General features: G+C 74.9%; 18 protein-coding genes. 8 read left to right on the top strand and 10 right to left on the bottom strand.

Annotation, left to right across the window (positions count from 1 at the left end):
- Positions 1-198 precede the first annotated feature (198 nt).
- The gene (locus tag PATMI_RS0107435; RefSeq protein WP_026910428.1) at positions 199-1,134 is read left to right on the top strand and encodes a hypothetical protein; all 936 of its coding nucleotides are present in this window, start codon (positions 199-201) and stop codon (positions 1,132-1,134) included.
- A gap of 3 nt (positions 1,135-1,137) precedes the next feature.
- Here the strand turns inward: PATMI_RS0107435 and PATMI_RS28220 are convergent, their stop codons facing one another.
- The 4 genes from PATMI_RS28220 to PATMI_RS0107415 all read right to left on the bottom strand — a co-directional run bounded on the left by PATMI_RS28220 (position 1,138) and on the right by PATMI_RS0107415 (position 6,412).
- Entirely contained in the window at positions 1,138-2,973 is a 1,836-nt protein-coding gene (locus tag PATMI_RS28220; protein ID WP_245604129.1) for a sensor histidine kinase, read from the bottom strand.
- 2 nt (positions 2,974-2,975) lie between these two features.
- Positions 2,976-4,796, bottom strand: a complete 1,821-nt coding sequence (locus PATMI_RS0107425) for an NAD(P)/FAD-dependent oxidoreductase (protein WP_245604128.1) — start codon at positions 4,794-4,796, stop codon at positions 2,976-2,978.
- A gap of 75 nt (positions 4,797-4,871) precedes the next feature.
- Positions 4,872-5,702, bottom strand: a complete 831-nt coding sequence (locus PATMI_RS0107420) for an FAD-binding oxidoreductase (RefSeq protein WP_026910426.1) — start codon at positions 5,700-5,702, stop codon at positions 4,872-4,874.
- Between the two features lie 107 nt (positions 5,703-5,809).
- Positions 5,810-6,412, bottom strand: a complete 603-nt coding sequence (locus PATMI_RS0107415; RefSeq protein ID WP_026910425.1) for a sulfite oxidase-like oxidoreductase — start codon at positions 6,410-6,412, stop codon at positions 5,810-5,812.
- A gap of 231 nt (positions 6,413-6,643) precedes the next feature.
- Here PATMI_RS0107415 and nhaA point away from each other — a divergent pair, with 231 nt between their 5' ends.
- Positions 6,644-8,566: a Na+/H+ antiporter NhaA gene (gene nhaA / locus PATMI_RS0107410; protein WP_026910424.1), complete on the top strand. Its 1,923-nt coding sequence runs from the start codon at positions 6,644-6,646 to the stop codon at positions 8,564-8,566.
- 95 nt (positions 8,567-8,661) lie between these two features.
- A complete protein-coding gene (locus PATMI_RS0107405) occupies positions 8,662-10,500 on the top strand; it encodes a branched-chain amino acid ABC transporter substrate-binding protein (protein WP_026910423.1) in 1,839 nt (612 codons plus the stop codon).
- Between the two features lie 22 nt (positions 10,501-10,522).
- On the opposite strand, the gene PATMI_RS0107400 is transcribed toward PATMI_RS0107405, so the two are convergent.
- Positions 10,523-11,122 (bottom strand): DNA-3-methyladenine glycosylase I, encoded by a 600-nt coding sequence (locus tag PATMI_RS0107400; RefSeq protein WP_026913042.1) that lies wholly within the window; start codon positions 11,120-11,122, stop codon positions 10,523-10,525.
- On the bottom strand, positions 11,116-12,288 hold the full coding sequence (locus PATMI_RS0107395; RefSeq protein ID WP_026910422.1) for an iron-containing alcohol dehydrogenase: 1,173 nt from the start codon (positions 12,286-12,288) through the stop codon (positions 11,116-11,118). Before PATMI_RS0107395 ends, PATMI_RS0107400 begins: the two co-directional genes overlap by 7 nt.
- Positions 12,289-12,624: 336 nt before the next feature.
- On the opposite strand from PATMI_RS0107395, the gene PATMI_RS0107390 reads away from it, so the two are divergent.
- On the top strand, positions 12,625-15,207 hold the full coding sequence (locus PATMI_RS0107390; protein WP_026910421.1) for a galactose oxidase early set domain-containing protein: 2,583 nt from the start codon (positions 12,625-12,627) through the stop codon (positions 15,205-15,207).
- Between the two features lie 76 nt (positions 15,208-15,283).
- On the opposite strand, the gene PATMI_RS0107385 is transcribed toward PATMI_RS0107390, so the two are convergent.
- On the bottom strand, positions 15,284-18,826 hold the full coding sequence (locus PATMI_RS0107385) for a hypothetical protein (RefSeq protein WP_157260663.1): 3,543 nt from the start codon (positions 18,824-18,826) through the stop codon (positions 15,284-15,286).
- Positions 18,827-18,971: 145 nt separating this feature from the next.
- Positions 18,972-19,997, bottom strand: coding sequence for an MBL fold metallo-hydrolase (locus PATMI_RS28215; protein ID WP_051471181.1), 1,026 nt, complete (start codon positions 19,995-19,997; stop codon positions 18,972-18,974).
- 261 nt (positions 19,998-20,258) lie between these two features.
- Between PATMI_RS28215 and PATMI_RS0107375 the strand changes: the two genes are divergently transcribed.
- From PATMI_RS0107375 to PATMI_RS28205, 4 genes are all read left to right on the top strand, one after another.
- Positions 20,259-20,462 (top strand): cold-shock protein, encoded by a 204-nt coding sequence (locus PATMI_RS0107375; RefSeq protein WP_026910419.1) that lies wholly within the window; start codon positions 20,259-20,261, stop codon positions 20,460-20,462.
- 238 nt (positions 20,463-20,700) lie between these two features.
- Positions 20,701-21,645 (top strand): alpha/beta fold hydrolase, encoded by a 945-nt coding sequence (locus PATMI_RS28210; protein WP_051471180.1) that lies wholly within the window; start codon positions 20,701-20,703, stop codon positions 21,643-21,645.
- A gap of 249 nt (positions 21,646-21,894) precedes the next feature.
- On the top strand, positions 21,895-22,461 hold the full coding sequence (locus tag PATMI_RS0107365; RefSeq protein ID WP_051471179.1) for an RNA polymerase sigma factor: 567 nt from the start codon (positions 21,895-21,897) through the stop codon (positions 22,459-22,461).
- On the top strand, positions 22,458-23,654 hold the full coding sequence (locus PATMI_RS28205) for a hypothetical protein (protein ID WP_036725419.1): 1,197 nt from the start codon (positions 22,458-22,460) through the stop codon (positions 23,652-23,654). The genes PATMI_RS0107365 and PATMI_RS28205 overlap by 4 nt, the downstream gene beginning before the upstream one ends.
- On the opposite strand, the gene PATMI_RS28200 is transcribed toward PATMI_RS28205, so the two are convergent.
- Complete coding sequence (locus tag PATMI_RS28200) at positions 23,655-24,893, bottom strand: M28 family peptidase (RefSeq protein ID WP_051471178.1); 1,239 nt, start codon at positions 24,891-24,893, stop codon at positions 23,655-23,657.
- On the bottom strand, positions 24,890-25,369 hold the full coding sequence (locus PATMI_RS28195) for an acyl-CoA thioesterase (protein WP_084269763.1): 480 nt from the start codon (positions 25,367-25,369) through the stop codon (positions 24,890-24,892). Before PATMI_RS28195 ends, PATMI_RS28200 begins: the two co-directional genes overlap by 4 nt.
- Positions 25,370-25,480 lie beyond the last annotated feature (111 nt).

The raw sequence follows: 25,480 nt of genomic DNA, 5'->3' as shown, positions 1-25,480 counted from the left end.
CCCGCGCCGCGCCTGCCGGCCTGGGCCCGCGCGATCGCGACCGCGGTCGCGCGAGGTTCCGGAACGCAGGAACGCGTGCCGGCCGGCCCGGGCGGTCGGGGTGGCGTTCGTTCCTGCGCCCACGGCGCAGGAACGAACGCCGGCCCACGCCGCACCGTCCACCTGGCGTGCGTTCCTGCGGACCGGCATGATCGCCCGGTGCGTCCTCGCCTCCGACTCGCCCTCCCTGCCGGAGTCGCACTCCTGGCGACGCCGGTCGTGGCGCCTCCGGCGGTCGGCGCGGCCCCGGCGGTCGGCGCGGCCCCGACCGTCCCGGCCATCCCTGCGGTCCGCCCGGCCGCCGCCCCCGCCACCCCGGCCGCGGCTGCCCCTGCGGTCCGCCCGGCCGCGGCCCGCGCCACCCCGGCCGCGGCTGCCCCGGCGGTCCGCGCCGGCGCGGTCGCCCCGCCCGCGGCCACGATCCCCGACCGCACCGGCTACGCCCTCACCGACACCCGCTGGGACGGCACCGCCGGACCGACGATCACCGTCGACGCCCGTGACGCGGCGCGGACCGTGACGTTCCTCGCGACGGTGCGCGACCCGGCCGGCACCCCGGCCGACGACGGCCTGGTCCTCGGCTTCGTGCGCACCGCCGCGCGGGTCCCGGCGCCCGCGTTCCCGACGCCCCGGACGACCACCGGACCGGGCCGGGCGTCGTTCGCGCTGGCGGTCGCGAAGGGCTCGCAGGACCTCGAGCTCGACGTGCCGCGGCACCCGGCGGTGACCGAGGCGTTCGCTCCCGGGGGCGACGCCGCCGCGCGGGTCACCGCGTCGCTCGTCGTCCGCGCGACCACCACGGCGACCGCGACGACGCGCCGGATCCCGACCGGTGGCCGGTTCCCGGTCCGGGGGCGCCTCGACGGCCGGGCCGGCGACCCCACCGGCACGAAGGTCCGCCTGCAGCTCCGGCGCGGGGGCACGTGGCGGACCGTGGGGACGGCCGCGGTCGGCGCCGACGTCCGGTGGCGCGCCGCCGCCCGGCTGCCCCGCGGCGTCCACGGCCGCGCACGCCTGCGCGCGGTCGTCCTCCCGTCGGCGACGTGCCCTTACGCCCGCGGGGCCGTGACGACCCTCGCGGTCGCGGTGCGCTGACCCCTACATCCCCTCCGGGATCGCCAGCCGCACCGCGAAGGTCGTGCCGGTCGGCGGGTCCGTCGACGACGACACCGTCAGGGAGCCCCCGTGGCGGTCGGCGACGATGCGCCGGACGGTCGCCAGGCCGAGGCCCGTGCCTTCGCCGACCTCCTTGGTGGTGAAGAACGCGTCGAAGATGCGGTCGCGGATCTCGGGCGGGATGCCCGGTCCGTCGTCCTCGATCTCGATCACCGCGCAGGACTCCTCGCGACGGGTCCGGATCGTGATCGTGCCGATCAGGCCGCCGGCCTTCGCGGTCTCCGCTGCGGCGGCGAACGCGGTCTTCAGGCGCGTGGGGTGCCCGTTGCCGTCCCCGGACTCGCGCTCCTCCGCGTGCTGCGCCACGAGCGCCTGGATCGCGTTGTGGAGCAGGTTCGTCCAGACCTGGTTCATCTCCGACCCGTGGATCGTGAGCTTCGGGAGGTTGCGGTCGTACTCGCGGACGACGGCGACGCCCTTGCCCTTCAGCTTGTGGCCGAGGACGGCGAGCGTCGTCTCGAGGCCCTCGTGCAGGTCGACCTCGACGAGGTCCCCGCGGTCGAGGTACGCGTAGGACTTGACGGAGCCGACGAGCGACGACATGCGCCGCGTCGACTCCTGCAGCTCGGCGACGAGCCCGCGAGCCGACAGCGACGCCGCGACCCACTTCAGCGCCGCGCCCGTGGCGGGCCCGGCGAGGTCCGCCACGCGGCGCACCCACTCCTCCTCGACGCCGGCGGACGCGAGCTCTTCCGCGAGCACCCACGGCTCGGGCACGTCGAGGTCCTCGAGCAGATCCTGCATCGCGTCCTCGGCGTCGGCGGCGTCGAGGCCGTCGAGCGCGGTCCGGCCCTCCGCGGCCTCCGAGACCTCGCGGTGCAGCGCGATCAGCTGCGCCGCCTGCTCGCGCTCGACCCCGGCCTCGACGAACGCGCCGAACGCGCCCGTGATGACCTCGAGGGTGTCCGCCAGCTGCGCCGACGTGCTCTGCGCGGCCGCGGCCGGGTTGTTCAGCTCGTGCGCGAGCCCGGCGGCCATCGTGCCGAGCGACGCCAGGCGCTCGCGGTCCTGCTCGATCGCGGAGATCCGGCTCATCACCGGCGCGACCGCCTGCATCACGCGGCGGTGGACCTCCCGGTGACGGAACGCGAGCTTGCGGAACTTCTCGCCGTGGATCAGGGCGATCCGGCACCGGGTCTCGGCGACCATGCGCACGCCTACGGGTGCGTCGGAGAGGACGGCGATCGCGCCCATCCAGGTCGGGGCGCGCTGCTTGCCGACCGGCTCGGTGACGTCGGCGTCGACGCGGAACGACTTGGCCGTGCCCTCGAGCAGCAGCTGCACGCCGAGGGGGACGCCGTCGGGCTCCGCGAGCCGCTCGCCCGCCGGAGCCTCCCGGACCTTCGCGACCGCGAGGAACTCGCCGAGCTGCTCGTCGTCGAGGTCGTCGAAGAGGTCGATCGTGCGGAGCTCCTCCAGCGTCACCGGCGGCACGGGGCCGTCGGTCGCGCCGGGCATCGTCCACTTCGGGACGCTCGTGTCCTGCGCACCGGGATTCCCGGCCGGGACCGGGGCCTCGTCGTCGCCGTCCGTCGCGCCCGGAACGACGAGGCCCGACGCTCCCGCGAGGGCACCGGTCGCGCCGGTGCTCGCCACCGCGCCCGCGGTCCCACCGCCGGCGACGTCGGTCGCGCCCGAGCCCCCCGCCGTGTCCGTCGCACCGGCGGCACCCTCGGCCGCCGGGGCGGACGACGACCCGTCGACCCGGATCCGCCCCCCGTAGGCCGTCCACCGCTCGGTGGTGCTCTCGTCGTCCATCGTCATCCCTCCGCCAGGTACTGGTGCACCAGCGACACCGACATCGACCCCTCGCCCACGGCGCTCGCCACCCGCTTGATCGACCGCGCCCGCACGTCGCCGGCGACGAACACGCCCGGGACGCTCGACTCGAGCAGGTACGGGTCGCGGCTGAGCGACCAGCCGGCCTCCTGCGCGTCGGCGCCCGCGAGGATGAACCCGCGCTCGTCCCGCGCCACGACCCCGTCGAGCCAGTCCGTCCGCGGCTGCGCGCCGATGAAGACGAAGCACGCGTCGACGTCCATCGTCTCCTCGATCACCGTCGCGGTCCCGCCGCCCCCGGTCGCCGTCCCATCCTCGGCGCCGACGTCCGGCCCGCCGCCGACGGGGTCGGCCGAGGCCGACGCCGCGCCGTCCGCTCCGACCGCCACGGGCTCGGCCGGAGGCCCGCCCGCCGGCCCGCTCGTCCCGTTCGGCGTCGTCCGCACCGTCAGCCGCGCCAGGTGCCCGTCCTCGCCCTCGGCCGAGACCACCGACGTGCAGGTGCGGACCTCGACGTTCGGCAGGGCCGCGAGCTGCTCGATGAGGTAGTGGGACATCGACCGCTCGAGGTTCGGGCCGCGGACCAGCATGGTCACCTGCCGCGCGTAGCCCGAGAAATGGACCGCGGCCTGCCCGGCGGAGTTCGCGCCGCCGATGACGACGACGTGCTGGTTCGAGCACGCGCGGGCCTCGGTCAGCGCGGCGCCGTAGTAGATGCCCGCGCCGGTGTGCTCGGCGAACCCGGGCGCGTCGAGCTGCCGGTAGGAGACGCCCGACGCGACGACCACGCAGGTCGCCGACAGCGTTGCGCCGCTGCCGAGCTCGAGGAACCGGCCGGCGCCCTCGACCCGCAGCGCGACGGCGTCGGAGACCGTCAGGAGCTCGGCGCCCAGCCGGCGCGCCTGGTCGGTGCCGCGGCGCGCGAGGTCGGAGCCCGAGAGCCCGGCGGGGAAGCCGAGGTAGTTCTCGATCCTCGACGACTGCCCGGCCTGGCCGCCCGGGGCCTCGCGCTCGACGAGCACGGTCTTCAGGCCCTCCGACGCGCCGTAGACCGCGGCCGCGAGGCCCGCCGGTCCGCCGCCGACGATCACGAGGTCGTAGTGGTCCTCGGTCGGCGCGCTGGAGACGCCGAGGCGCTCGGCGAGCTCGAGGATCGTCGGCTTCTCCATCACGCCGCCGTCCTCGAGCAGCGCGACGGGCAGGCAGTCCTGCGACGCGCCGATGACCTCGAGGAGCTCGCGGGCCTCGGAGTCGCGCTCGACGTCGAGCCAGCGCGCCGGGACGCGGTTGCGGGCGAGGAAGTCGCGCAGGTCGTGCGACGCCTTCGAGAAGCGGTGGCCGATGACGCGGACGCCGCCCTGCTCGAGCGCGGCGCCGGACTCCCACGTCGTCAGGAGGTCCTCGACGACGGGGAACAGCTGCTCCTCCGGCGGGTCCCACGGCTTCAGGAGGTAGTAGTCGAGGGCGACCTCGTTGATCGCCGAGATCGCGGCCTCGGTGTCGGCGTAGGCGGTCAGGAGGACGCGCTTGGCGTCGGGCACGAGCTTGCGGGCCTCGACGAGGTACTCGGTCCCCGACATCCCGGGCATCCGCTGGTCGGCGACGAGCAGCGCGACCTGGTCGCCGCGCGTGCGGAGGTCGCGGATCAGCTGCAGCGCCTCGGGACCTGAACCGGCCCGGACGATGCGGAAGCGCTCCCCGAACCCGCGCCGCAGGTCGCGGGAGACGGCGGCGAGGACGGCGGGTTCGTCGTCGACGACGACGATCGCGGGACGACGGGGCGGGGACTGGGCGGCGCTCATCTGCGGATCCGACATTACGCCGTGTGTCAACCGGGCCCGCGGGGCCGGGCGGGGTGCCGGGCGCCGGGTCGACCGTCAGCTCGGCCCGAACCGCTCCGCGTGGATCGCGGCGGGGTCGTGGCCGCGCTGCACGAGCAGGTCGGCGGCCGCCTCGACGAAGCCCGTCGGACCGCAGACGAAGACCCTCGCGGCGGGCTCGTGCGTCGTGTGCGCGGACCCGGGCCCGGTGGAAGCCGTGCCTCCGGACGCGGTGCCCGCGGGACCGCCGATGGCGTCGCCCCCGAACCCCGCCGACCCCGGCGACCAGGTGGTCTCGAACGCCTCGAGCATCGCGTCGTCGATCCGGCCGGTGAAGCCGTCCCAGCCGGGCGGGGTCATTCGCGTCAGCGTCCAACGGACGTCGAGCGTCGACGTCCCCGGGCCGACGGCCGACGGCCCCGAGAGCCCGAGGAGCTCGGTCCGGAACGCCGCCTCCCGCGGGGTCCGGACCGAGTGCAGGAGGCGCGCCGGGACCTCGGAGCCCTGGGCCGCGCGGTGGCGGAGCATCGCCATCAGCGGCACGATCCCCGAGCCGCCGGCGAGCAGCAGCAGCGGGCCGCCGTCGTCGACCGACCACGTGAACGGCCCGCCGATCGGGCCGCGCAGCTCGAGCTCGTCGCCCGAGAGGACGTCGTCGGTCAGGAACGGCGAGACCTCCCCGTCCTCGAGCCGGTCGACGGTGATCCGCAGGACCTCCTCCTCGGGCGCGGACGCGATCGAGTACGAGCGCTGCGCCTGGTAGCCGTCCTCGGCGGTCAGCCGCAGGTCGACGTGCTGGCCGGCGCGGTGGCCGGGCCAGCCGGGCGCGTCGAGCACGAGCGTCGTCGTGCGCGGCGTCTCGCGGACGGTCTCGATCACGGTGACGATCCGCCAGTCGAGCGGCGCGCGGCCGGGTGCGACGGCGTCGGAGGTGCCCTCGTGCTCGGCCGGGGTCTGGGGGTCCGGCAGGGGGACGCCGGGGTCGGGGGTGCTGATCAGTCGCTCCAGTACCGCTGCTCGCGCCACGGGTCCCCGCGGCGGTGGTACCCGTTCTCCTCCCAGAAGCCGGGCTCCTCGGACGGCGTGAACGTCAGGCCGCGCACCCACTTGGCGCTCTTCCAGAAGTACAGGTGCGGGACGAGCAGGCGGGCGGGACCGCCGTGCTCGGGCGCGAGCGGCTCGCCGTCGTAGGTGTGGACGACCCACGCCTTGCCGTCGGTCAGGTCGGCGAGCGGGAGGTTCGTCGTGTACCCGCCGTAGGCGTGGATCGTCACGTGCTCCGAGCGCGGCGCGATGCCCTCGAAGAGCCGGTCGAGCGACACGCCGGTCCACCCGGTGTCGAGCTTCGTCCACGTCGTCACGCAGTGGATGTCGACCGTGAACGTCTCCTGCGGCAGCGCCATCAGGTCCTGCCAGGTGAAGACGGCGTCGGTGTCGACGCGACCGCCGATCGTGAACGTCCAGGTCGCGGTGTCGACCTTCGGCGTCGGCCCGGCGGTCAGCACCGGGAAGCCCCGCTCGTGGTGCTGGCCCGGCGGGATGCGGGACGGGTCGACGTCCGGGCGGCGGCCGCGGAAGCCGCGGGTGATGGGCGACATGGTCCAGGTCCTCCGGGTGGGGTGCCGACTGTAGGGCGGGCGGGGCCTTCCCACAACCGTGGCAGGTCGGAGCGGCCCGTCCGCGGGGACCGCGCGTCCGGTCGATCGACCCGTCGCCCGCCGACGCCCCGGCCGACGCCCGACCCGGCCCTCCATCCGGGCGCCGTCGCGGACGGCGCTTCATCCGCCCGTCGCGCCGGGACGCCGCCGGCCGCCGCATATCCTCGAGGGGTGCGCCTGGACCCCCGACCATCAGCCGATCCGTCCCCGCCGCAGCGCACCGCGTGGGCGCGGAACCTCGCCGCGCCGGTCCGGAACTTCCTGAGCGCCGAGACCGGCGGCGCCGTCGTCCTCGTCCTCGCCGCGGTCGCCGCGATGCTCTGGGCGAACTCGCCGTGGCCGGACTCCTACGAGCACGTCTGGGAGACCGACCTCTCGATCTCGCTCGGCGACCACGCGCTGCACTCCGACCTGCGCGGCTGGGTGAACGAGGGCCTGATGGCGCTGTTCTTCCTCGTGGTCGGCCTGGAGGCCAAGCGCGAGCTCGACCAGGGCGAGCTCCGCGAGCGCACACGGCTGACGATCCCGGTGATGGCCGCGCTCGGCGGGATGGCCTGCACCGTCGGGATCTTCCTGCTCTTCAACGCCGGAGGCGAAGGGGCGTCGGGCTGGGGTGCGGCGATGTCGACCGACACCGCCCTCGCGCTCGGGGCGCTGGCGATCGTCACGCCCGCCGCCGCGGTGCGCGTCCGCGTGTTCCTCCTGACGATGGTCGTCGTCGACGACCTCGTCGCGCTCGCCGTGATCGGCGTCTTCTACTCGGAGGACGTGTCGTTCGTCGCGCTGGGGATCGCGGTGGCGCTGTTCGTCGTCCTGATCGCCCTGCGCTTCGTGCCGCGGGGCCGCGCGCCGCTGGCGGTCGGCGTCGGGTTCGGCATGTGGCTGGCGATGTTCCAGTCCGGCGTCGACCCCGTGATCTCCGGGCTCGCGATCGGCCTCGTGACGACGTCGTACCCGCCCAACCGCGACGACCTGGAGCGCGCGACCGAGCTCACGCGGTCGTTCCGCGAGCAGCCGACCCCGGAGCTCGCGACGGCCGCCCAGCGCAGCCTCGCGTCGGCGATCTCCCCGAACGAGCGGCTCCAGCACGGCCTGCACCCGTGGACGACCTACGTGATCGTGCCGCTGTTCGCGCTCGCCAACGCCGGCATCGCGCTGGACGGCGACCTGCTGTCCGCGGCGGTCGGCTCGTCGGTGACGCTCGGCATCTTCCTCGGCTACGTCTTCGGCAAGCCGGTCGGCATCGTCGGCGCGTCGTTCCTCGCCAGCCGCAGGGCGTTCGGCGGCTCGCGGCCCGCGATCACGTGGCCGATCCTCACCGGCGCCGGCGCGGCGGCGGGCGTCGGGTTCACGGTCTCGCTGCTGATCGCGAGCCTGGCGTTCCAGGGCGAGCTGCTGGACCAGGCGAAGGTCGGGATCCTGGCGTCGGCGCTCGTCTCTCCGCTGACGGCGTGGGCCGCGTTCGCGGTCACCCGGCGGCTGCCGCAGCGGATGCGCGCCCGGCAGCTGGGCCGGGTCGCCGAGACCCTGGTCGACCTGGCCGACGACGTCGACCCGACGCGCGACCACGTCCGCGGCGACCCGGACGCGCTCGTCACGGTCGTCGAGTACGCGGACTTCGAGTGCCCGTTCTGCGGTCGCGCGGAGCCCACGATCCGCGAGCTGATGAAGAACGCCGGCACCGACCACCTGCGGTACGTGTTCCGCCACCTGCCGCTCGCCGACGTCCACCCGCACGCCCAGATGGCCGCCGAGGCGTCGGAGGCGGCGGCAGCGCAGGGCATGTTCTGGGAGATGCACGACCGCCTGTACGAGCACCAGGACGAGCTGACGCCGAAGGAGCTGATCGGCCACGCCCGCGCCCTGGACCTCGACGTCGAGCGGTTCACGCACGACCTCCGCGAGCGCCGGCACCTCAAGCGGGTCGAGCGCGACGTCGACGGCGCCGACGAGTCCGGCGTCTCCGGCACCCCGTCGTTCTTCATCAACGGGCGGCGGCACCACGGCGTCTACGACATCGACGCGCTCCGGGCCGCGGTGCGCAGCGCGAAGATGCGGGCGAAGTCACAGCGGCTGGTGGCCGAGGAGGACTGACTGCGAAGGCCTCGACCGCCGCGGGGACGACCTCGCGGCTGGACGAACGTCGGAGCTTCCTCGTGCCGCCGCGTCGGGATGGCGATGGGTTCCTCATGGTCTCCACCGCCCGCGCCCGCGTGGCCGCGACGACGATCGGGGCGGGCCTGTGCGCCGCGCTCCTCACCACGGCGGCCGGCGCGGCGAGCCCCGCCGCGTCGGGGTCGCCGTCAACGACGTCCGACGCGCCGGTGTCCCGCGTCTACGTCAGCCTGCCGCGCCAGGGGAAGGCCGCGCCGTCGGCCGCCCTGATCGCCCGCGGTCTGCGGGTCGCGACGGCGGCCCGGGGCGGGACGGCCGGCGGTCGGCGGATCAAGCTCGTCTGGCTCGACGACGCCACCGGCGACCGCTTCGATCCCGCCAAGGTCGTCGCCAACGCGGAGCGCGCCGCGGCGGACCCCACGGCGATCGCCTACGTCGGCGAGGGAAACTCCGAGGCCACGGCGCTGTCGATGCCGATCGTCAACCGCGCCGGGCTGGCGCAGCTCTCCCCGGTCAGCACCGCGACGAGCCTCACGTCGGACGCACGCGCCGCCGAGCTGCAGCCGACGGGCGTGCGCACGTTCTTCCGGCCGCTGCCCGACGACGCCCGGCAGGGCACCGCCCTGGTGTCCTACGCGAAGGCTGAGGGCGTCACGGGCGACGTCCTGCTCGTCGACGACGACGGGCTCTACGGCCGCGGTCTGACCTCGGCCTTCGCCGAGGCGGGTGCGCGGAACGGCGTCCGGACGACCGGCCGGCTCGTGGTGACCCCCGACGGCGGTGGCCTGGAGGCCCTCGTCGCCGCGGTCCGGGCGCAGCGGCCGACGGCGATGGTCTACGGCGGCTCGCCGTCGAGCGGGGCGGCAAAGGTGCTGCGGGCCGTGCACCGCGCGTCACCGGGCACGCGGATCTTCGGCGGCGAGGCCCTCGCGAACGACGCCTTCGCGCGGGACCTGGGCCCCGCCCAGTCCGCGATGCGCGTGACCGCACCGGCGGCGCACGCCGACCCGCGGCCGGGGCGCACGCACGGCCTCGGCCGCCGCCCCGCCGCGTTCACCGTGTTCGCGCACAACGGCATGACCGCGCTCCTGCGGGCCGTCGACCGCTCCGCGCGGACCGGCGCCGTCACGCGCGAGAGCGTCCGCACGGCGGTCTTCGACGGCACCCCGCAGACGGGGCTCTCCGGCGCGTGGACGATCACCGCGTCGGGCGACTCCACCTACGGCGTGTACGACGCCCTGCGCCTGTCGCGGGGGCACGTGCAGACGCCCGGTGCGCTCGCCACCGCCGCGCTGCTGAAGAAGGAGCGCCGGGCGCTGCGGGCCGAGCGCGCGCGCCTGGTCCGGAAGCAGCGACGGCTGGGCCGGACGGGCTCCGCCCCCAGGACCGCGCAGATCTCGAGCTCCAGCGGCCTGAACGCCAGCACCATCCAGTCGATGGACCTCGAGACCGCCATGATGATGATCCAGGGGGAGCGGGCGAAGCTGCTCGACCAGCAGCTCCAGACGAAGATCCAGGAGGTCCAGGACCGCAACGCCCGCGTCGCGAAGCTCCAGGCGGTCCTGAAGCGGCTCACCGCGTTCGAGGCGCTCTTCCCGGCCGGGGCGGACGCCGAGCGATCGACCGCGACGACGACGGACGCCGCGACGCTCGCGACCATGCGGCAGGCGCTCGCGACGGAGGCGACCGCCGCGGGCCTCACCCCGATCCCCGACACGTCGACCCGCGGGAGCATCATCGGGGCGAGCACGACGGTGAAGAGCCAGGTCGACAGCGCCTCGAACAGTCAGCAGATGGACATGCTGCGCCTGCAGTCGCTGGCGAACAAGCGCAACGAGGCGTTCGACAACATGACGAACTACCTCAAGAAGATGCAGGAGTCCCGCAGCTCGATCATCGGCAACATGCGCTGACGCCCGCCCGGGTCGGCGACGCTCAGCACCAGACCCCGGAGGTCCCTCGCCGGTGGCTGCCGACGAGGTGCGTGTCGACGACGCCGATAGCCTCCATGAGCGCGAACATCGTCGTCGGGCCCACGTGCGCGAAGCCCCGGCGGCGCAGCTCCTTCGCGAGCGCCTTCGATTCGTCCGACACCGTCGGGACGTCCGCGAACGTCACGGGCTCGGGCGTCGTGGGCGGGCGGAACGACCAGACGAGATCGACCAGTCCACCGTCGTCGCGCAGCGCCACCGTGGCGCGCGCGTTGCCGATCGTCGCGTTGATCTTGCGGCGGTTGCGGACGATGCCGGCGTCGGCCATCAGCCGCGCGACGTCGTCCGCGTCGAAGCCGGCCACGACGTCGGGGTCGAAGCCCCGGAACGCCTCGCGGAACGCCGGGCGCTTGCGCAGGATCGTCGCCCACGAGAGGCCGGACTGGAACGCCTCGAGGCTGATCCGCTCGAACATCCCCCGCTCGTCGCGGACCGGCATGCCCCACTCGGTGTCGTAGTAGTCGCGCAGCAGCGGATCGCGCGACGCCCAGACCGGCCGCGCGAGCCCGTCCTCGCCGACGACGACGCCCTCGTCGCTCACCAGGCCGCCCGGTAGAGGTCCTCGATCTGCGCCGCGGTCGGGACGACCGGGTTGCGATCGGGGCTGCCGGAGTCCAGGGCGTCGGAGGCCATCTTCGGCAGCGCCGCGTCGAACGCCTCGCGCGTGACGCCCGGCAGGTCGCGCAGCCGCGGGACCTCGAGGCGCTCGTTCAGCTCGCCCAGGCCGCGGAGGAGCGCGCGGCCGGCCTCCTCGTCGGACGTGGGGCCACCGTCCGAGGCCCCGCCGCCCGCGAGCCCGAGCGTCCGCGCGACCTCCGCGTACCGCCCCGGCGCGCCCGGGAGCGAGAACGCCGTGACCGCCGGCAGCAGCACCGCGTTCGACAGGCCGTGCGGCACGTGGAACACCGCACCCAGCGGCCGGCTCATCCCGTGCACCAGGCAGACCGACGCGTTGGCGAACGCCGCGCCACCCTCGTACGCCGCGCGCGCCATGCCGGCGCGGGCCTCGAGGTCGCTCCCGTCCCGCCACGCGGCCTCGAGGTGCTCGCCGCACCGCCGCACGCAGGCCAGCGCGAGCGGATCGGTCTCCGCCGTGGCCTTCGCCGAGACGTACGCCTCGATGCCGTGGGTCAGCGTGTCGACGCCGACGTGCGCGGTGAGCGGGCGCGGCATCGTGGCGCTGAGCTCGACGTCGACCAGTGCCACCGTCGGGCAGAGCCGGTCGTCGAGCAGCATGAGCTTCGTGTCGGTCGAGGTGTCGGTGATGACCACGACGCGGGTCGCCTCGGCCCCGGTGCCGGCGGTCGTCGGGATCGCGATCACCGGGAGGCCCGCGCCGGCGAGCTGCTGGTAACCCATGTACTGCCGCAGCGGGCCGGGGTTCGCGCCCCGTGCGGCGATCATCTTGGCCGCGTCCAGCGCGCTGCCGCCGCCGACCGCCACGACGACGTCGGCCTCGTGGGCGTTCAGCGCCGCGCGGCCCTCGTCGACGGCCGCGTCGGTGGGGTCGGGCTCGACGCCGTCGAAGACCGCCACCGCGAGCCCGGCGTCCAGGAGCCCGTCCCCGACCTCGCCCGCGACGCCCGACGACGCGATGAACGCGTCCGTGACGACGAGCGCCCGCGACCGGCCCAGGGCGACCGCCTCCGCTCCGGCACGGCGACGCGCCCCCCGCTCGATCCACGTCGTGTCCGGGAGCACCAGGGCCATGGCGCGACGCTACCAACGGCGACGTCGGCGGCCCGGGCGGTCCGCCGGCGCCGCGACCGACGGACCGGCGTCCGGCCTCCGGGGCGATCGCCGTCGCGCCGCCCCGGGGCAGGTCGCGGTCCCCTGAACGGGGGAGCCGCGCGGTCGTCCCCCGAACCGGGCGTTCGGTGGATGGCGGGGCGTCGCGGGACCTGGTGGTGTGGGTCGATGCGTGCTCGCCGTCCCGGGCGACGCGTCTCCGCAGGCCCCGGTCTCGCTTCAGGAGTCGCGTCCCGCTCATCCTCACCCCCCCGTCCTGGTGCCGCCCGGCGGCTGGCGGTCGCCACGCTGCTCCCGGTGTCGGTCCTCGTCGTGCCGACCACGGCGGGCGCCCACGGTGGCGCGCACGAGGCTCCCGCTCCGCTGACGTCGCAGACGCCGGGCTCCCGGTCCGACGCCGCTCGATCCGCCGACGCCGACCGCACGACCGGGGACGTCGCACCGGTGTCCGGGACCGAGCGGCAGCTCCGGCGCCTCGAGACCGAGAACCTCGGTGCCGACCACGCCGCGGAGCACGCGACCGAGCGCCGGTCGCTGCGCGCCTGGGCGGCGGAGCCGGCCGCCGAGAAGGCCCGCATCGCCCGGCGGGCGCGCAAGGCCGCGGCGTCGATGAGCGCGGCTGCCGGGTCGCCCGACCAGGTCGGGCGCTGGTCGAGCAGGCGCGTCGACCTCCCGACGTGGGCGATCAACACCGCGCTGCTGCCGACCGGCAAGGTCGCGCTGTGGGGCCGTGCGGCCCTCGACCCCACGACCGGGCTGCGCGTCAACAGCGCGCCGTTCTACCTGTGGGACCCGGCCACCGGGAAGACGACGGAGATCGCGCCGCCGACCGAGACGATCGACTACGACGGCGACGGCCAGGAGGACGACCTGGCGCCCGCGCCGCTCTTCTGCTCGGGCCAGTCGTTCCTGCCCACCGGCGAGCTGTTCGTCGCCGGCGGCAACCTGTTCTACCCGGCGTACGGCAAGGGTCACCCCGACTACGGCGGGTTCTCCGGCACCTACACGTTCGACCCGTGGACCGAGAAGTGGACGACGCAGCCGCGGATGGCCCACGGTCGTTGGTACCCGACCCAGATCGAGCTGCCCGACGGCCGCCAGGTCGTCTCCGCCGGCTACGACGAGGTCGGGAACGGCGACCACAACACCCAGCTCTCCGTCTTCACCCCCGGAGCGACGCGCGGCGCCAGGGGCACGATGTCCGAGCCGCTCGCCGGGTTGCACGAGGTCCGCGGCTTCTACCCGCAGATGCAGGTGCTCCCGGGCGGCAAGGTCGCGTTCGTCGACCAGCTGACCGACGCGACGCGACTGCTGGACCCGGCGGCGCTCTCGAAGCCGGGCACCATGCCCGGCTCGGCGTGGACGAACATCACGGGCACCGACGGCGGCGACGTCTACACGAACTCGACCCGCATCGGCGGCAGCGCCGCGCTCGTCCCGGGCACCAGCACCATGTTCTTCATGGGGGGCTACGGGGAGCAGTACGACCCGCAGGACCCGAACCCGGTCTTCCAGCCGGCGACGACCTCGACCGAGACGCTCGACTTCACCTCGAACGACCTGAAGTGGCGGAAGAACGCGGCCGGCGGCACGCCCCCGCTGAACGTCCCGCGGGACTACGGGACGCTCGTGAGCATGCCCGACGGCGGGTTCACCTACGTGGGTGGCGCCTACGGCTACGACGGGACCGACGGCGGCGCGGGCAACAACGCGGCGTCGAGGACCGTGAAGGACCCGCTCGACCAGCGACTGAAGGCGGTCGAGACGTGGACGCCGGGGCAGACCTCGTGGCGCCTCGGCCCGGCGCAGGCGAAGTTCCGCGGCTACCACTCCACCGCGACGCTGCTGCCCGACGGCCGCATCCTCTCCGCCGGCGACGACTACTGGGGCTTCGACGACCAGAAGCACCAGGGCGCCGCCCCGGCCGGCAGGCCGCAGGACCAGGGCGAGATCTACGAGCCGGCGTACCTCTTCGACGGCGACCAGCTCGCGCCACGACCGGTCGTCTCGTCGATCCCGTCGGCCGTGAGCTGGCGCGGGGCGTTCGGCGTCGGGGTCTCCGAGGTCGCCGGCCGGCCGATCACGAAGGCGACGCTCGTCGCACCGACCGCCCAGACCCACTCGGTCGACATGAACCGAGGCGTCACGGACCTCGCGATCTCGCGGGTCCCCGGAAAGGGCGTCAACCTCGTCGCGCCGTCCGGCACCGACGTCGCGCGGCCGGGCTGGTACATGCTGTTCGCCTGGGACTCGGCGGGCACCCCGTCGGTCGCCCGCTGGATCCAGCTGAAGGACGGCGTCGACACGTCCTCGTCGGTGCTCCGGGAGGATCCGCCGACCACGACGCCCACCACCCCGACGACGCCCTCCGATCCGGGGACGACGCCGACGACCCCCACCACGCCGTCCGATCCGGGGTCCACGCCGACCGCCCCCGGCACGAGCGTCCCGACCGCCCCCGGCACGTCGCCGAAGGGCGGCCCCGCCGACCCGTCGGTCCCCGCCCCCGCGCCCGGGACCCCCGTCCGCGACCGGAAGGGCCCGAAGACGTCGCTGGTGGTCTCGTGGTCCTCCACCCGGTCGGGCGTGCTGCGGCTGCGGATCGGCGCGGACGAGGCCGGCCGCTTCACGGTCCGCTACCGCACCGGCCCTCAGACCGCGAAGCAGCAGCGGACCAAGCGCCTCCAGCTGACCCGCGCGAAGCTCCTGCGGACGGTGAGCCTGCGCCTGCGGGCGGCCGACCGCGCGACGCTCCTGCGCGGCCGGACCCTGCGCGTCGTCCTGGCGTCGGTGGCGAAGGACGCCGCCGGGAACGTCTCCCGGCGCCACCTCACGATCCGGTTGAGGCCGAAGGCGAAGAAGGCGCAGCGCCAGGGCTGACGGCGGTCGGCGCGCCCGCCCTCGGCGGCCGGCGACGCCGACGCCGCGGGTGGTCGACCGAACGCCGGCCGACCGTCTACTTCTTCGACGTCCCCGTCCCGGCCTTCCCGGCCTTCCCGCGGGCGTCGCGGGCGACCACCGACACGGTGACGCGGCCCTTGCGCGGCACCTTCGTGACCGTCAGGCGCGCAGGCTTCGAGAGCCGCAGGATCCGGCGGCCGTCGGGCAGGTCGACCCGCACCGCGTAGCGGGCGGCGCCGTCGACGCGCTTCCAGCGGATCTTCAACGTGCTGCGACCGCGCTTCAGCGACACGCCGCGCACCCGGCCGGGCCGGCCGAGCTTCGGCGCCTCGTACCGCGCGACCGTCGTGCGCAGCACCGGGATCCCAGACCGCTCGACGACCGCGTCGATCGTCCGCGTGCCGGACGGCCCGGGCGCGGGCGAGAACCGCAGCGTGCCCTTGCCGCCCTTCGCGACGCCGAGTCGCCGCGAGCCCATCGGCCCGGACTCGACGAACGTCGTCTGCAGCCCGGCGCCGGTGGTCGCGCGGTAGGCGAGCGTCCGCTTCCGCGCCTTGCCGCCGACCTTCGCGGTGACGCGCGGCGGCGGAACGGCGTGCGACTGCGCGAGCTGCGCGACCGCGGGCTGCCCGTCGAGCGGGACGACCTGCCAGACGCCCGGTGCGGGGTCCTTCAGGCCGACGAAGCCGTCCGTCCCGCCCTCGGGGTACGCCGCGTAGATCTTCGTGCCCGGCGGCGCCTTCGGGGCGGTCTCCGGCTCGATGCGCGTGCCGGCGGGCGAGATCAGCGCGACCTTCGTCTGCGCACCCCCGACACCCTGGACGCGCACGTTCTCGACGGTCGTGCCCTTCGGGATCGCGAACTCCGCGCCCCCTGGCGGTGCCGCACGGGTCGTGGCGGCGTCGCCCCCGGCCGCCCGGGCCTTCCCGGGCGGCGCCGCGACCTCGTAGTCGGACATGAAGCACGAGAACAGGTCGATCTTGACCTTCGTGATCGGGTCGCCCCAGCGGTACCCGGCGCCGTGGTCGACGAGGTCGCTCACGCAGATCCCGAGGCCCTTGCTCGAGATCACGGCCCCGGCCTTGAAGATGCAGAGCCCGGCCACGCAGCCCTCGCCCTGCACCTTCGCGGAGAACGTCTTCGACGGGACGTCGACGAAGAGGTTCACGCCGGCCTTGACCGACGCGCCGACCAGGTCGATGCCGATCGAGCCGTCGAGCTTCACGAACCCGTCGGTGTTCAGCAGGAAGTTGAGCTTCGCGATCTGGAAGTCGTAGAGGTACCCCTGGCCGTGGAGCTCGAAGACCACGGGGTCGGAGAACGTGACCTTGAACTGCCCGTCGACGCGGAAGACGTACTTCGACGGCGGCGCCTGGATGATCCCGACGGACGCGTTCAGCCCGATCTTCACGGGGTCGATGCCGAACTCGCCGCCGGCCTTCGACAGGTACGCCGGCCACGGTCCGAGCGGGACGCCCGGGTACGGCAGCGTCACCTGGATCGAGCCCTCCTTGAAGCGCCCGCCCTCGAAGACGACGCGCGCGTCGAGCGCCAGGCCGCCCGGCTGCGGGGGCACCCCGAGCTTCGCCCTGCCCTCCCACCGGTCGCCGGCGGCCGTGTAGTCGACGGCCAGGTTCTCGACGAGCAGCGGCCCGATGAACGCGCGGTCGACCCCGATGTGGAGCGTGTCGAGCTTCAGCCCCCCGGCGTTCGTGGAGCGCAGGACCGCCGATCCGCGGACGCCGCCGAACGCCTTGGGCAGCTCGAGGTTCAGGGGGATGCACGCGGCGTCCTGGGTGAGGAACACCTGCACGCCGCCCTTGATCGGGAACCCGAGCAGGTCGAGGTCGCCGGTCAGCGACGCCAGGCGCTTGCCCTTGCACGGCGACGACGGGTCGTCGGCGAGGAGGTCCTTCGCCTCGAGCTTCAGGTCGATGTGGAGCTCGCCCTTGTAGAGCGTGATGTCGGGGATCCCCGGGGCGCGGGCGACCACGCGGACGGTCCCGGTGGTGTTGATCGTCTTGGCCTTCGTGTCGAAGACGACCTTCACGCCGGCGTTCGGGACGATGTCCAGGCCGTTGAGCCGGACGGTGCCCTCCGAGACCTTCAGGTTGCGCGACGGACCGCCGAGCAGGCAGCCCTCGGTCGCCTGGATGTCGACCGCGTCGAACGACAGCTTCTGGCAGGTGTCGATGACGTCCGGGTCCTGCGGGACGCCGGGCTCGCCGCCGAGGCCGAGCTTGCCGGTCGGCGACCGGGTGCCGACGATCGACGCGAGGATCGGGCCCTCCTGCCCGGGCGTCGCGGCCTGCTGGCTGATGAGGAAGCCGCCGCCGTCCGCGGCGCTGGCGAGGTCGGTGTCGAGGATCCGCTGGTCCCCCGTGGCCTGCTGCACGAGCTGCGCCGCCGACCACGTCTTCCCGTCGCCGGAGGTGATCTGCTTGAGCTGGTCCTTGCCGTCCTGGTCGGAGACGACGTACGAGGCGTGCAGGCGACCGGCGGCGTCCTGGAAGAGGTCGCGCTGCGAGGCGTTCTGGGTGTCGGGGAGCTGCACCGCTGCCCCGACGGCCCCACCCGGCGCGACCGGGCGGATCGTGTACCGGCGGTCCTGGCCCGCGGGCGGGCGACTCATCAGGAAGAGCCCCTTCGGTCCGCCGACGAGCCGCGGGTCGACGCCCGGGGTCGTGGTCTCCGACCACGTCGCGGGGTCCGAGATCTCGCCGTTCCCCGACCACTGCCGCAGGTGGACCGTGTCCTTCAGGTCGCCGGTGGCCATCATCACGCTCGCGCCGATCGGGGCGAGGCTGGTCGACACGCCGTCGTCGCCGAGGTCGGCCTGGCGCGTCTCGTAGCGGGCGCCGCTGATCTCCTGGAAGAACGGCCCGCCGGTCTGGGTGTCGGAGATCAGGCCGATGCGCGGGGAGTCCGGGGGCCCGAAGACGGTCGGGTCGCCGGTGTCCTCGTTCGTGCCCGCCAGGACGCCGGGCGAGAAGGTCTCGCCGCCGTCGTTGGACACGAAGAGCCAGGTGTTGCGCTCCTCGATCTGCCCGTTCGGCGCGAGCACCGGGTTCGGGTAGCGGTGCGTGACGATCGCGATCTGGTCGCCGAGGGCGAAGATGCGCGGCGTCCCGATCTCGGAGTTGAAGAGCGGGCTCTCGCGGCCGTCGCCGGGGCCGTTCGGGACGAGCGTCGCCTGGGCGTCGCAGACCGTCGCCCCGCGCTTGAGCCGGCAGTAGTGGATCGCGTCGGCGTCGTCGCCGCGACGCTCGTTCCAGACGACGTGGGCGGTGCCGGCGGCGTCGACGAGCACCTGCGGCTTCTCGCCCGCACCGATCTGGCGCGGGGCCGGCGCGGGCGCCGGCGTCGTCTTCGGCGCGGTCCGCGTCCCCTTGTAGCCAGGGCTGCGGTAGCTCGCCGCACCCGCGGGCGCGGCGGACGCCAGGGCGGTCAGGAGCGCCAGCAGCACCGCGACCGTGGCGGGACGGGCGGTGCGCTGCAGGCGGGCCGCTGACGGGCCTCCGGGACGCGCGTGGCGGCCTGATCGTGCGGTGACCGCGCCGGACCCCGGAACCGGAGCGGCTGGTCGGGGGATCCTCATGGGCGCGACGGTAGCCCTCGTCGCGTGCGTTGTCCACGTCCAGGCGGAGCAACCGGTCCCGAACCGGTCCCACGGAGCGGCGGGGCGCCGAGAGGGTCCCTGCGCGACACGTCCCGGCCCGGATCCGCGCCGGCCGGCGTCCGGGTCAGCCCTCGTCGAGCGCCCGCTCGACGATCGAGACCTGGTCGAACAGCGCGGCGCGCATCGCGGCGGTCTGCGGGATGCGGCCCTTGCCGTCCATGTGCTGCAGCATCGCGGTGACGCTGATGATCATCCGCTCGGGCAGCAGCCAGCCGCGGTACGGCGCGAACTCCTCGGACTTGATGATCTCGAGCGTCGCCTGCGCGGCGGAGTGCTTGTAGCGGTGCTGGAGCTCGACGGCATCGAGCAGCCACGTCCAGTAGTCGCGGAGCGCGCGGACCTCGTCCGGACCGCACACGGGGCCGTGCCCCGGCACGAACGTGGTCGCCCCCGTCTCGAGGAGCAGGTCGAGCGCCGCGATCCACCGGGCGGCGGGACCCGCCCACATCACGGGGGTGACGCCCACGAAGAGGATGTCGGCGGCGAAGACCACGCCGGCGTCGGGGACGTGGACGACGAGGTCGCCCAGCGTGTGCGCCGGCCCGACCAGCCGCAGGTCGAGCGCCCGCCCTCCGACGTGCTCGGTGGAGCGCCCCTCGAACGTCTCCGCCGGGAACCGGAGCTCGATCTTCTTGAAGTCGAACGGCCCGAGCATCCCGCGCACGTAGCGCCCCATCTCCCCCGAGCGCCCGGGGAGCCGACCGGACATGCCCGCCATCCGCCGGAGCCGCGCGAGCTCCTTCGGGTGGACCTCGTCCTTCATCGCCTTGAGGCTCTCCTTCGACGTGATGATCGTCGTGTCGGCCGGCAGCTCGGCGTTGCCCCACCAGTGGTCGCCGTCGGAGTGGGTGTTGATCGCGACCCGGACCGGGGCGTTCCCGGTGTGCACGGCCATCGCGTCGAGCATCTGCCGGGAGAGGCGCTGGTCCCACGGCGTGTCGATCACCGCCGACGCGCCGTCGCCGACGACGAGCCCGGCGTTGGCCTCCCCCCATCCGCCGTTGGGCTGGATCCAGGCGTGCACCCCGGGCGCGAGCGTCTGGAGGCCGCCTTCGAAGACGGGGGCGTCGCCGGTGAGCGTCGTGGCCATGGGCGTACGCTATCCGTGTCGCCCGGCACGATCGCCCTCGCCGTCGCGAGCGGGAGCGCGCCCGGGGCCCTGACGGCCGCCGAACGGCCGCGTTCGCCCGTCCCACGCAAGGATCCGTGTTGCACGCGCGCCGATATGTGCCATGCTCTTGCCGTCAGTGCCGGGTCAAGAGATCCGGCGAAGCAGTGCCAGCGTTCGCAGTCGTTGCATCAGCACCCTCCGCGCCGTTGCACAACACAACACCCCACGGAGGGACATCACATGGCCACAGGCACCGTTAAGTGGTTCAACGAGGAGAAGGGCTTCGGGTTCATCACGCCCGACGAGGCCGGCAAGGATCTCTTCGTCCACCACTCGGCCATCAACGGCACGGGCTTCAAGACCCTCGCCGAGGGCGCGAAGGTCTCCTTCGACGCCGAGACCGGCCCGAAGGGCCCCAACGCCACGAACGTCGACGTCATCTAAGACACCTGACTTCCGCGGTCCCGGCCCTCGGGCCGGAACCGCACAGCAGGACGTGAAGGCCCGCCATCCGGCGGGCCTTCCGCGTTCCCGGGGTCGGATGCGGCGCGCACACGGCCCGTCGAGTCACCCCGCCGCAGAACGGGGCCCACGACCGCAGGAACCTGCGGCGTGCGAGCTCCCGGGCAACGTCACACGAGATCCAGGACTGCCCGCCCACCGGGCGGGGTACGGTCGCCGGATGGCCCGCTCCATCGCCGTCTCGGCACTCCTGTCCCGGCCCACCAGCAGGTCCCGTGCCGCCGACACCGCCGACGACGCCCGCCCCGCCGAGGTCCCCGAGCCGCCGTTCGCGCTCCCGCCGGCCCGCCTGGTCCACGTCCGCGGTCGCGGCGAGTTCTTCGTCCGCGACACCGGCGAGGCCGACCGTCCCGCCGTCCTCCTCCTCCACGGCTGGATGTTCTCGTCGGACCTCAACTGGTTCACGACCTTCGACGCCCTGCACGACGCCGGGCACCGCGTGATCGCCATGGACCATCGCGGCCACGGCCACGGCCTGCGCTCGCCCGAGCCGTTCCGGCTCCAGGACTGCGCCGGCGACGCCGCGGCCGTCCTCCGGGAGCTGGACGTCGCCCCGGCGGTCGTCGTCGGCTACTCGCTGGGCGGCGCGGTCGCCCAGCTCGTCGCCCGGGACCACCCGGAGGTCGCGGCGGGCGTCGTCCTCTGCGCGACCGCGAACGACTGGTCCGAGCCGAAGCTGCGGCTGCTCTGGAGCGCGATGTCCGGGCTGCGGCTCCTCCTCGGCCTGTCCCCGGAGGGCATCTGGCGCCGCGTGACGGCGATGATGGGCGCCGGCGGCGGGCTCGCCCCCACGTGGCAGGCCGGGGAGCTGTCCCGCGGCTCGGCGGTCGCCCTGGCCGAGGCGGGCCGCGAGCTCGGCCGCTTCGACTCCCGCCCGTGGAACGGCACCCTGACCGTCCCCTCGGCCGTCGTGGTCACCCGCGAGGACACCTCGGTGCCTCCGGCGAAGCAGCGCGCGCTCGCGGCGAGCCTGGGCGCCCCGACGTTCGAGGCCCCGGGCACCCACGGCGCGGTGACGATGCTCCCGGAGACCTTCAACCCGGTGCTCCTCGAGGCGATCGCCGCCGTGCGGGACGCGGCCCGGGCGGGGTCGGTCGCGGCCTGAGCGCACGGACTCGGCCTGCCGGTCGACGTCCCGGACGGCCCGCCCGGCCGCGCGGTCACCGATGGTCGCCCCGCGACCACGCGTGACCCTCCGAGCAGCCGCCGCCGACCCCGCGGTCACCGATGATCGCCCCGCGACCACAGAAGACCGCCCACCCGCCACCCGGGACGGGGTACACGCAGGGTCCGTGTTAGCCGGATCCGACGAATCCGGTCACAAGATCCGGTCAGCGGTCAACCACCTTCCAGCATGTCCCCCGTCCCTGAACCCGACGACGCCCGCCTGCTGGCCCGCGTCGTCGCCGGTGACGAACGCGCCTTCGACGTGTTCTACCGGCGCCACCAGAGTGCGGTCATCGGCTTCCACCTCCGGCGCACGGGGCGCCGCGAGCTGGCGTTCGACCTGACCGCGGAGACCTTCGCCACCGTCGTCGCCACGTGCGACCGGTTCGATCCCGAGCGCGGGGCGGCCGTCGGCTGGCTCTTCGGCATCGCCGCGAACAAGCTCCGCGAGAGCCTGCGCCGCGGCCGCGTCGAGAGCGAGACCCGCAGGCGCCTCGGGCACCAGCGGATCGTCCTCGACGACGCCGACCTCGAGCGCGTCGACGAGCTCGCCTCCGAGACCGACGAGGCGCTGCTCCACGAGCACCTCGCCGCGCTCCCGACCGCACAGCGCACGGCGATCCTCGCCCGCGTCGTCGACGAGCGCCCCTATCCCGAGATCGCGGCGGAGCTGCAGTGCTCCGAGGCCGTCGTCCGCAAACGCGTCGCGCGTGGGCTGTCCGCGCTGCGCACCCGACTGGAGGGAGCCCGATGAGCGCCTTCGACGAGCTCCACCGCCAGCTGTCGACCAGCGTCGCCGATCGCGCCGCCGCACCGGCCACCCCCGCGCCGGGGACCGTCCCCGACCAGGCCGGCCCGTCGGGCGCCGACCGGCGCTCCGACACGGGCACCTCGCGCGGCCGCTGGTGGACGGCCCGCCCGTTCGCCCTCGCGCTCGTCGGCCTGACGATCGCCGGATCCGCCACCGCCGCGACGATCACGATCGCGCTCCACAGCGAGCCGTCGGCCCCCGTGACCGGGAAGCTGCCGCCCCTGCCGTCCGGGACCTACGTCCCGCGGGACGAACGGGGTCGGGCGGCCGACACCTACAGCTACTCGCTGGCGCCCGGGACCGACGTCGGGAAGGCCCAGTGGTGCCTCGCGAGCGCGCAGAGCGTCGGTCGCGAGCTGCTCCTCGGGCAGGGCCAGTGCTCGTCGTCCCCCGGCCGGCGGTTCCCGGTCGTGATCGAGGACACCTCCTCGACGACCTACGTGGACGGCGACGACGAGGACCGGCCGAAGGACCCCCCGCCGCAGAACGGCATCGCCGTCGTCGTCGACGACCGCGTCCGCGCCGTCCGTCTGGGCGACGGCCGCGTCCTCGCCCCCCGCACAGACCCGTCCCTGCCCGCCGGGTTCCGGCTCGTCGCCGTCCCGCGGCTCGGCGAGGACCGCTCCGTCGCGTACCTCGGCGAGGACGGACGCGAGATCGCCGACGCCGTCGACGAGCGCAGCCGGATCGGCACGATCCCGGGCCAGCGCGTGCACGCCCCGGACCCGGCCGTGCCGGTCCGTCCGTGGGCGATCCGCACGACCGACGAGCAGCGCGTCCCGCTCCGGTCCGCCCGGGAGCTCGTCGCGCCGCCCGCGCCCGTCCCCGACGTCTCCGGCCGGCCGTTCCTCGCCGTCTCGTCCGCGCGACTCACCTACGACGGACACCCCTACGAGGCGATCCACTACGTCGACGCCCGCGACCCGTCGGCGCTGGCGGCCGAGTTCCCCGGCGCCCGGCCCGGCCGGTCCGCCGGCACGGTACGGGTCCCGGGCAACGGCGTCCAGAAGGCCGTCGACGCCCGGCGGACCGGCCCGGGCTGGCTGACGGTCAGCGGGCCGAGCCCGTCGGGGCGCCTGGCGGTGCTGCGGGCGCTCCAGGTCGGTCCGGGGGGCCAGCGACCGGCCGCCCCCTGATCAGCCCTCCGACCGCACCCCGGTCTGCGCGGCGTCGCCCGCCAGCTCGCGGGCGACGGCCTCGGCCAGGAGGACCGCGCGGGCGATCGTGCCGTAGTCCAGGTTCTCCGGGACGTCGGTGGGGAGGTGGTAGTTCGGCATCGCCTTGGCCCGGTCGAAGGAGACCAGGCAGGCCGTCGGGTACCCCGCGCGGGACGGGACGACGGCGTCGGTGCTCGACCGGGCGCGCATGCCGCGACGGACCGGCAGGCTCTCGCGCCACGCGACCCGCTCGATCAGGTCGCGGAAGGAGCGCCAGTGGTAGTCCTCCATCACGACCGGACCCTCGCCCTCGATCGAGACGAGCTCCGGCGAGCCGATCGTGTCGAGGTTCAGGAACCACGTCCTCTCGCGGTCCAGCCGCGGGAACCACGACTCGCCGAACGAGTAGATCCCGCCCTGGATGACCTCCTCGGCGCCGCAGGAGACGAGGAGCACGCGGACGCCGACCGAGTCGCCGCGGGCCTCGGCGTCGCGGAGCCGCTCGGCGAGGCCGACCAGCGCCGCCACCGCCGAGAGGTTGTCGTTGGCGCCCGGCACGATCGGCGAGCGGGCGATGTCGGCCATCGCGACGACGGAGCCGGCGCTCATGGCCGCACCGAACAGGCCGAGCCGCGGGCGCCGGAGCTTCGCGCCCAGCGCGGCGAGCGCCGGACCACCGACGACCGGCCACCAGACCGGGACGGCGGTGTCGACGCGCTCGAACAGCCCCGGGATCTTCTCCTGCGCCAGCCGCTGAGCGGTCTGGTCGAAGATCGCGCCACCCGGCGCGGCGTCGTGGTGGGCCATCACGACGAGGGTGCGCTCCGCGTCGACGTCGCCCGCCTCGGCGACGACGTTCCACGTGGCCTGCGGACGCCGGGCGGCCCGGCGTGCGACGCGCGGGCCGTTGGAGACGTCGTCCGCGATCGCCGCCGCGGCCAGCACCCCGGCCGCGATCGCCAGCCGGCGACCCGGGCGGGTCTGCCCGAGGACGCCCGCGACCGCGCCGACGGCCGCGAGCCCGCCGATCAGGGGCGCGTAGCCGTCGAGGAACGTCGCGTCCTCCACGTGCGCCGGGGCCCCGGCGCGCGTGAGGCGCTCCGCGATCCACTCCGCCGCGCGGTGCTCGTCCGCCGACCCGGCCTTCCGGACCCACGGGGCCAGCGTCTCGACGACCTCGCGCAGGACGGCGCGGTCGACCTCGCGCGCGGCGCTCACGCCGACACCTCCTGCGCCGGCCGGTCGGCGCCCGACGGTCCGGGGTCCGCGGCGGCCTCGGCCGCGGGGCCCTGGGCGGCGAGGAACCGCTCCCGCTCCTCCGCGGTCAGCTTCCGCGAGCCGCGGGCGCCCGGGTCCCAGCCGACCATCACGGTCGTGCCCTGTGCGGCGACCCGGTCGTCGTCGCCCACGACCACCCGGGTGTCGAGGCGGACGCTGGACGTCCCGACCCGCCCGATCCACGCCTCGGCGTGCACGCCGACGTCGCTCATGCGGACCTCGGAGACGTGGTCGAGCTCCACGCGCGCGAGGACGTAGTCGACCGTCTCCGTGCCCAGGACCTCCCGGAGGATCGCCGCCCGGGCCTCCTCGAGGAACACGTGGTACATCGATTGGTTGAGGTGCCCGAGGGTGTCCATGTCGCGGTGGCGCAACGGGATGGTCACACGCGTCACGTGGCCGCGATCGGTCGTCATCCACGCGACGCTAGCGGTCCTGCGCACCCCCTGACGTGACGCCGGACCCGCTCGTCGGCCCCGCCGGGTGCGCTACCGTCGCTGCGGGCCCCGTCGAACGCGTGGCCGGGC

Source organism: Patulibacter minatonensis DSM 18081 (assembly GCF_000519325.1).
GTDB classification, from domain to species: Bacteria; Actinomycetota; Thermoleophilia; order Solirubrobacterales; family Solirubrobacteraceae; genus Patulibacter; species Patulibacter minatonensis.
The sequence above is the reverse complement of the archived record's forward strand: the minus strand, read 5'-3'. Positions and strand labels throughout refer to the sequence as shown.

Excerpts from the sequence above, each read along its gene's own strand:
- PATMI_RS28220 (WP_245604129.1), bottom strand. The coding sequence starts at position 2,973 with ATGGACGACGAGAGCACCACCGAGCGGTGGACGGCCTACGGGGGGCGG.
- PATMI_RS0107425 (WP_245604128.1), bottom strand. The coding sequence starts at position 4,796 with ATGAGCGCCGCCCAGTCCCCGCCCCGTCGTCCCGCGATCGTCGTCGTC.
- PATMI_RS0107415 (WP_026910425.1), bottom strand. The coding sequence starts at position 6,412 with ATGTCGCCCATCACCCGCGGCTTCCGCGGCCGCCGCCCGGACGTCGAC.
- PATMI_RS0107405 (WP_026910423.1), top strand. The coding sequence starts at position 8,662 with ATGGTCTCCACCGCCCGCGCCCGCGTGGCCGCGACGACGATCGGGGCG.
- PATMI_RS0107395 (WP_026910422.1), bottom strand. The coding sequence starts at position 12,288 with ATGGCCCTGGTGCTCCCGGACACGACGTGGATCGAGCGGGGGGCGCGT.
- PATMI_RS0107385 (WP_157260663.1), bottom strand. The coding sequence starts at position 18,826 with ATGAGGATCCCCCGACCAGCCGCTCCGGTTCCGGGGTCCGGCGCGGTC.
- PATMI_RS28215 (WP_051471181.1), bottom strand. The coding sequence starts at position 19,997 with ATGGCCACGACGCTCACCGGCGACGCCCCCGTCTTCGAAGGCGGCCTC.
- PATMI_RS0107375 (WP_026910419.1), top strand. The coding sequence starts at position 20,259 with ATGGCCACAGGCACCGTTAAGTGGTTCAACGAGGAGAAGGGCTTCGGG.
- PATMI_RS28210 (WP_051471180.1), top strand. The coding sequence starts at position 20,701 with ATGGCCCGCTCCATCGCCGTCTCGGCACTCCTGTCCCGGCCCACCAGC.
- PATMI_RS0107365 (WP_051471179.1), top strand. The coding sequence starts at position 21,895 with ATGTCCCCCGTCCCTGAACCCGACGACGCCCGCCTGCTGGCCCGCGTC.
- PATMI_RS28205 (WP_036725419.1), top strand. The coding sequence starts at position 22,458 with ATGAGCGCCTTCGACGAGCTCCACCGCCAGCTGTCGACCAGCGTCGCC.
- PATMI_RS28195 (WP_084269763.1), bottom strand. The coding sequence starts at position 25,369 with ATGACGACCGATCGCGGCCACGTGACGCGTGTGACCATCCCGTTGCGC.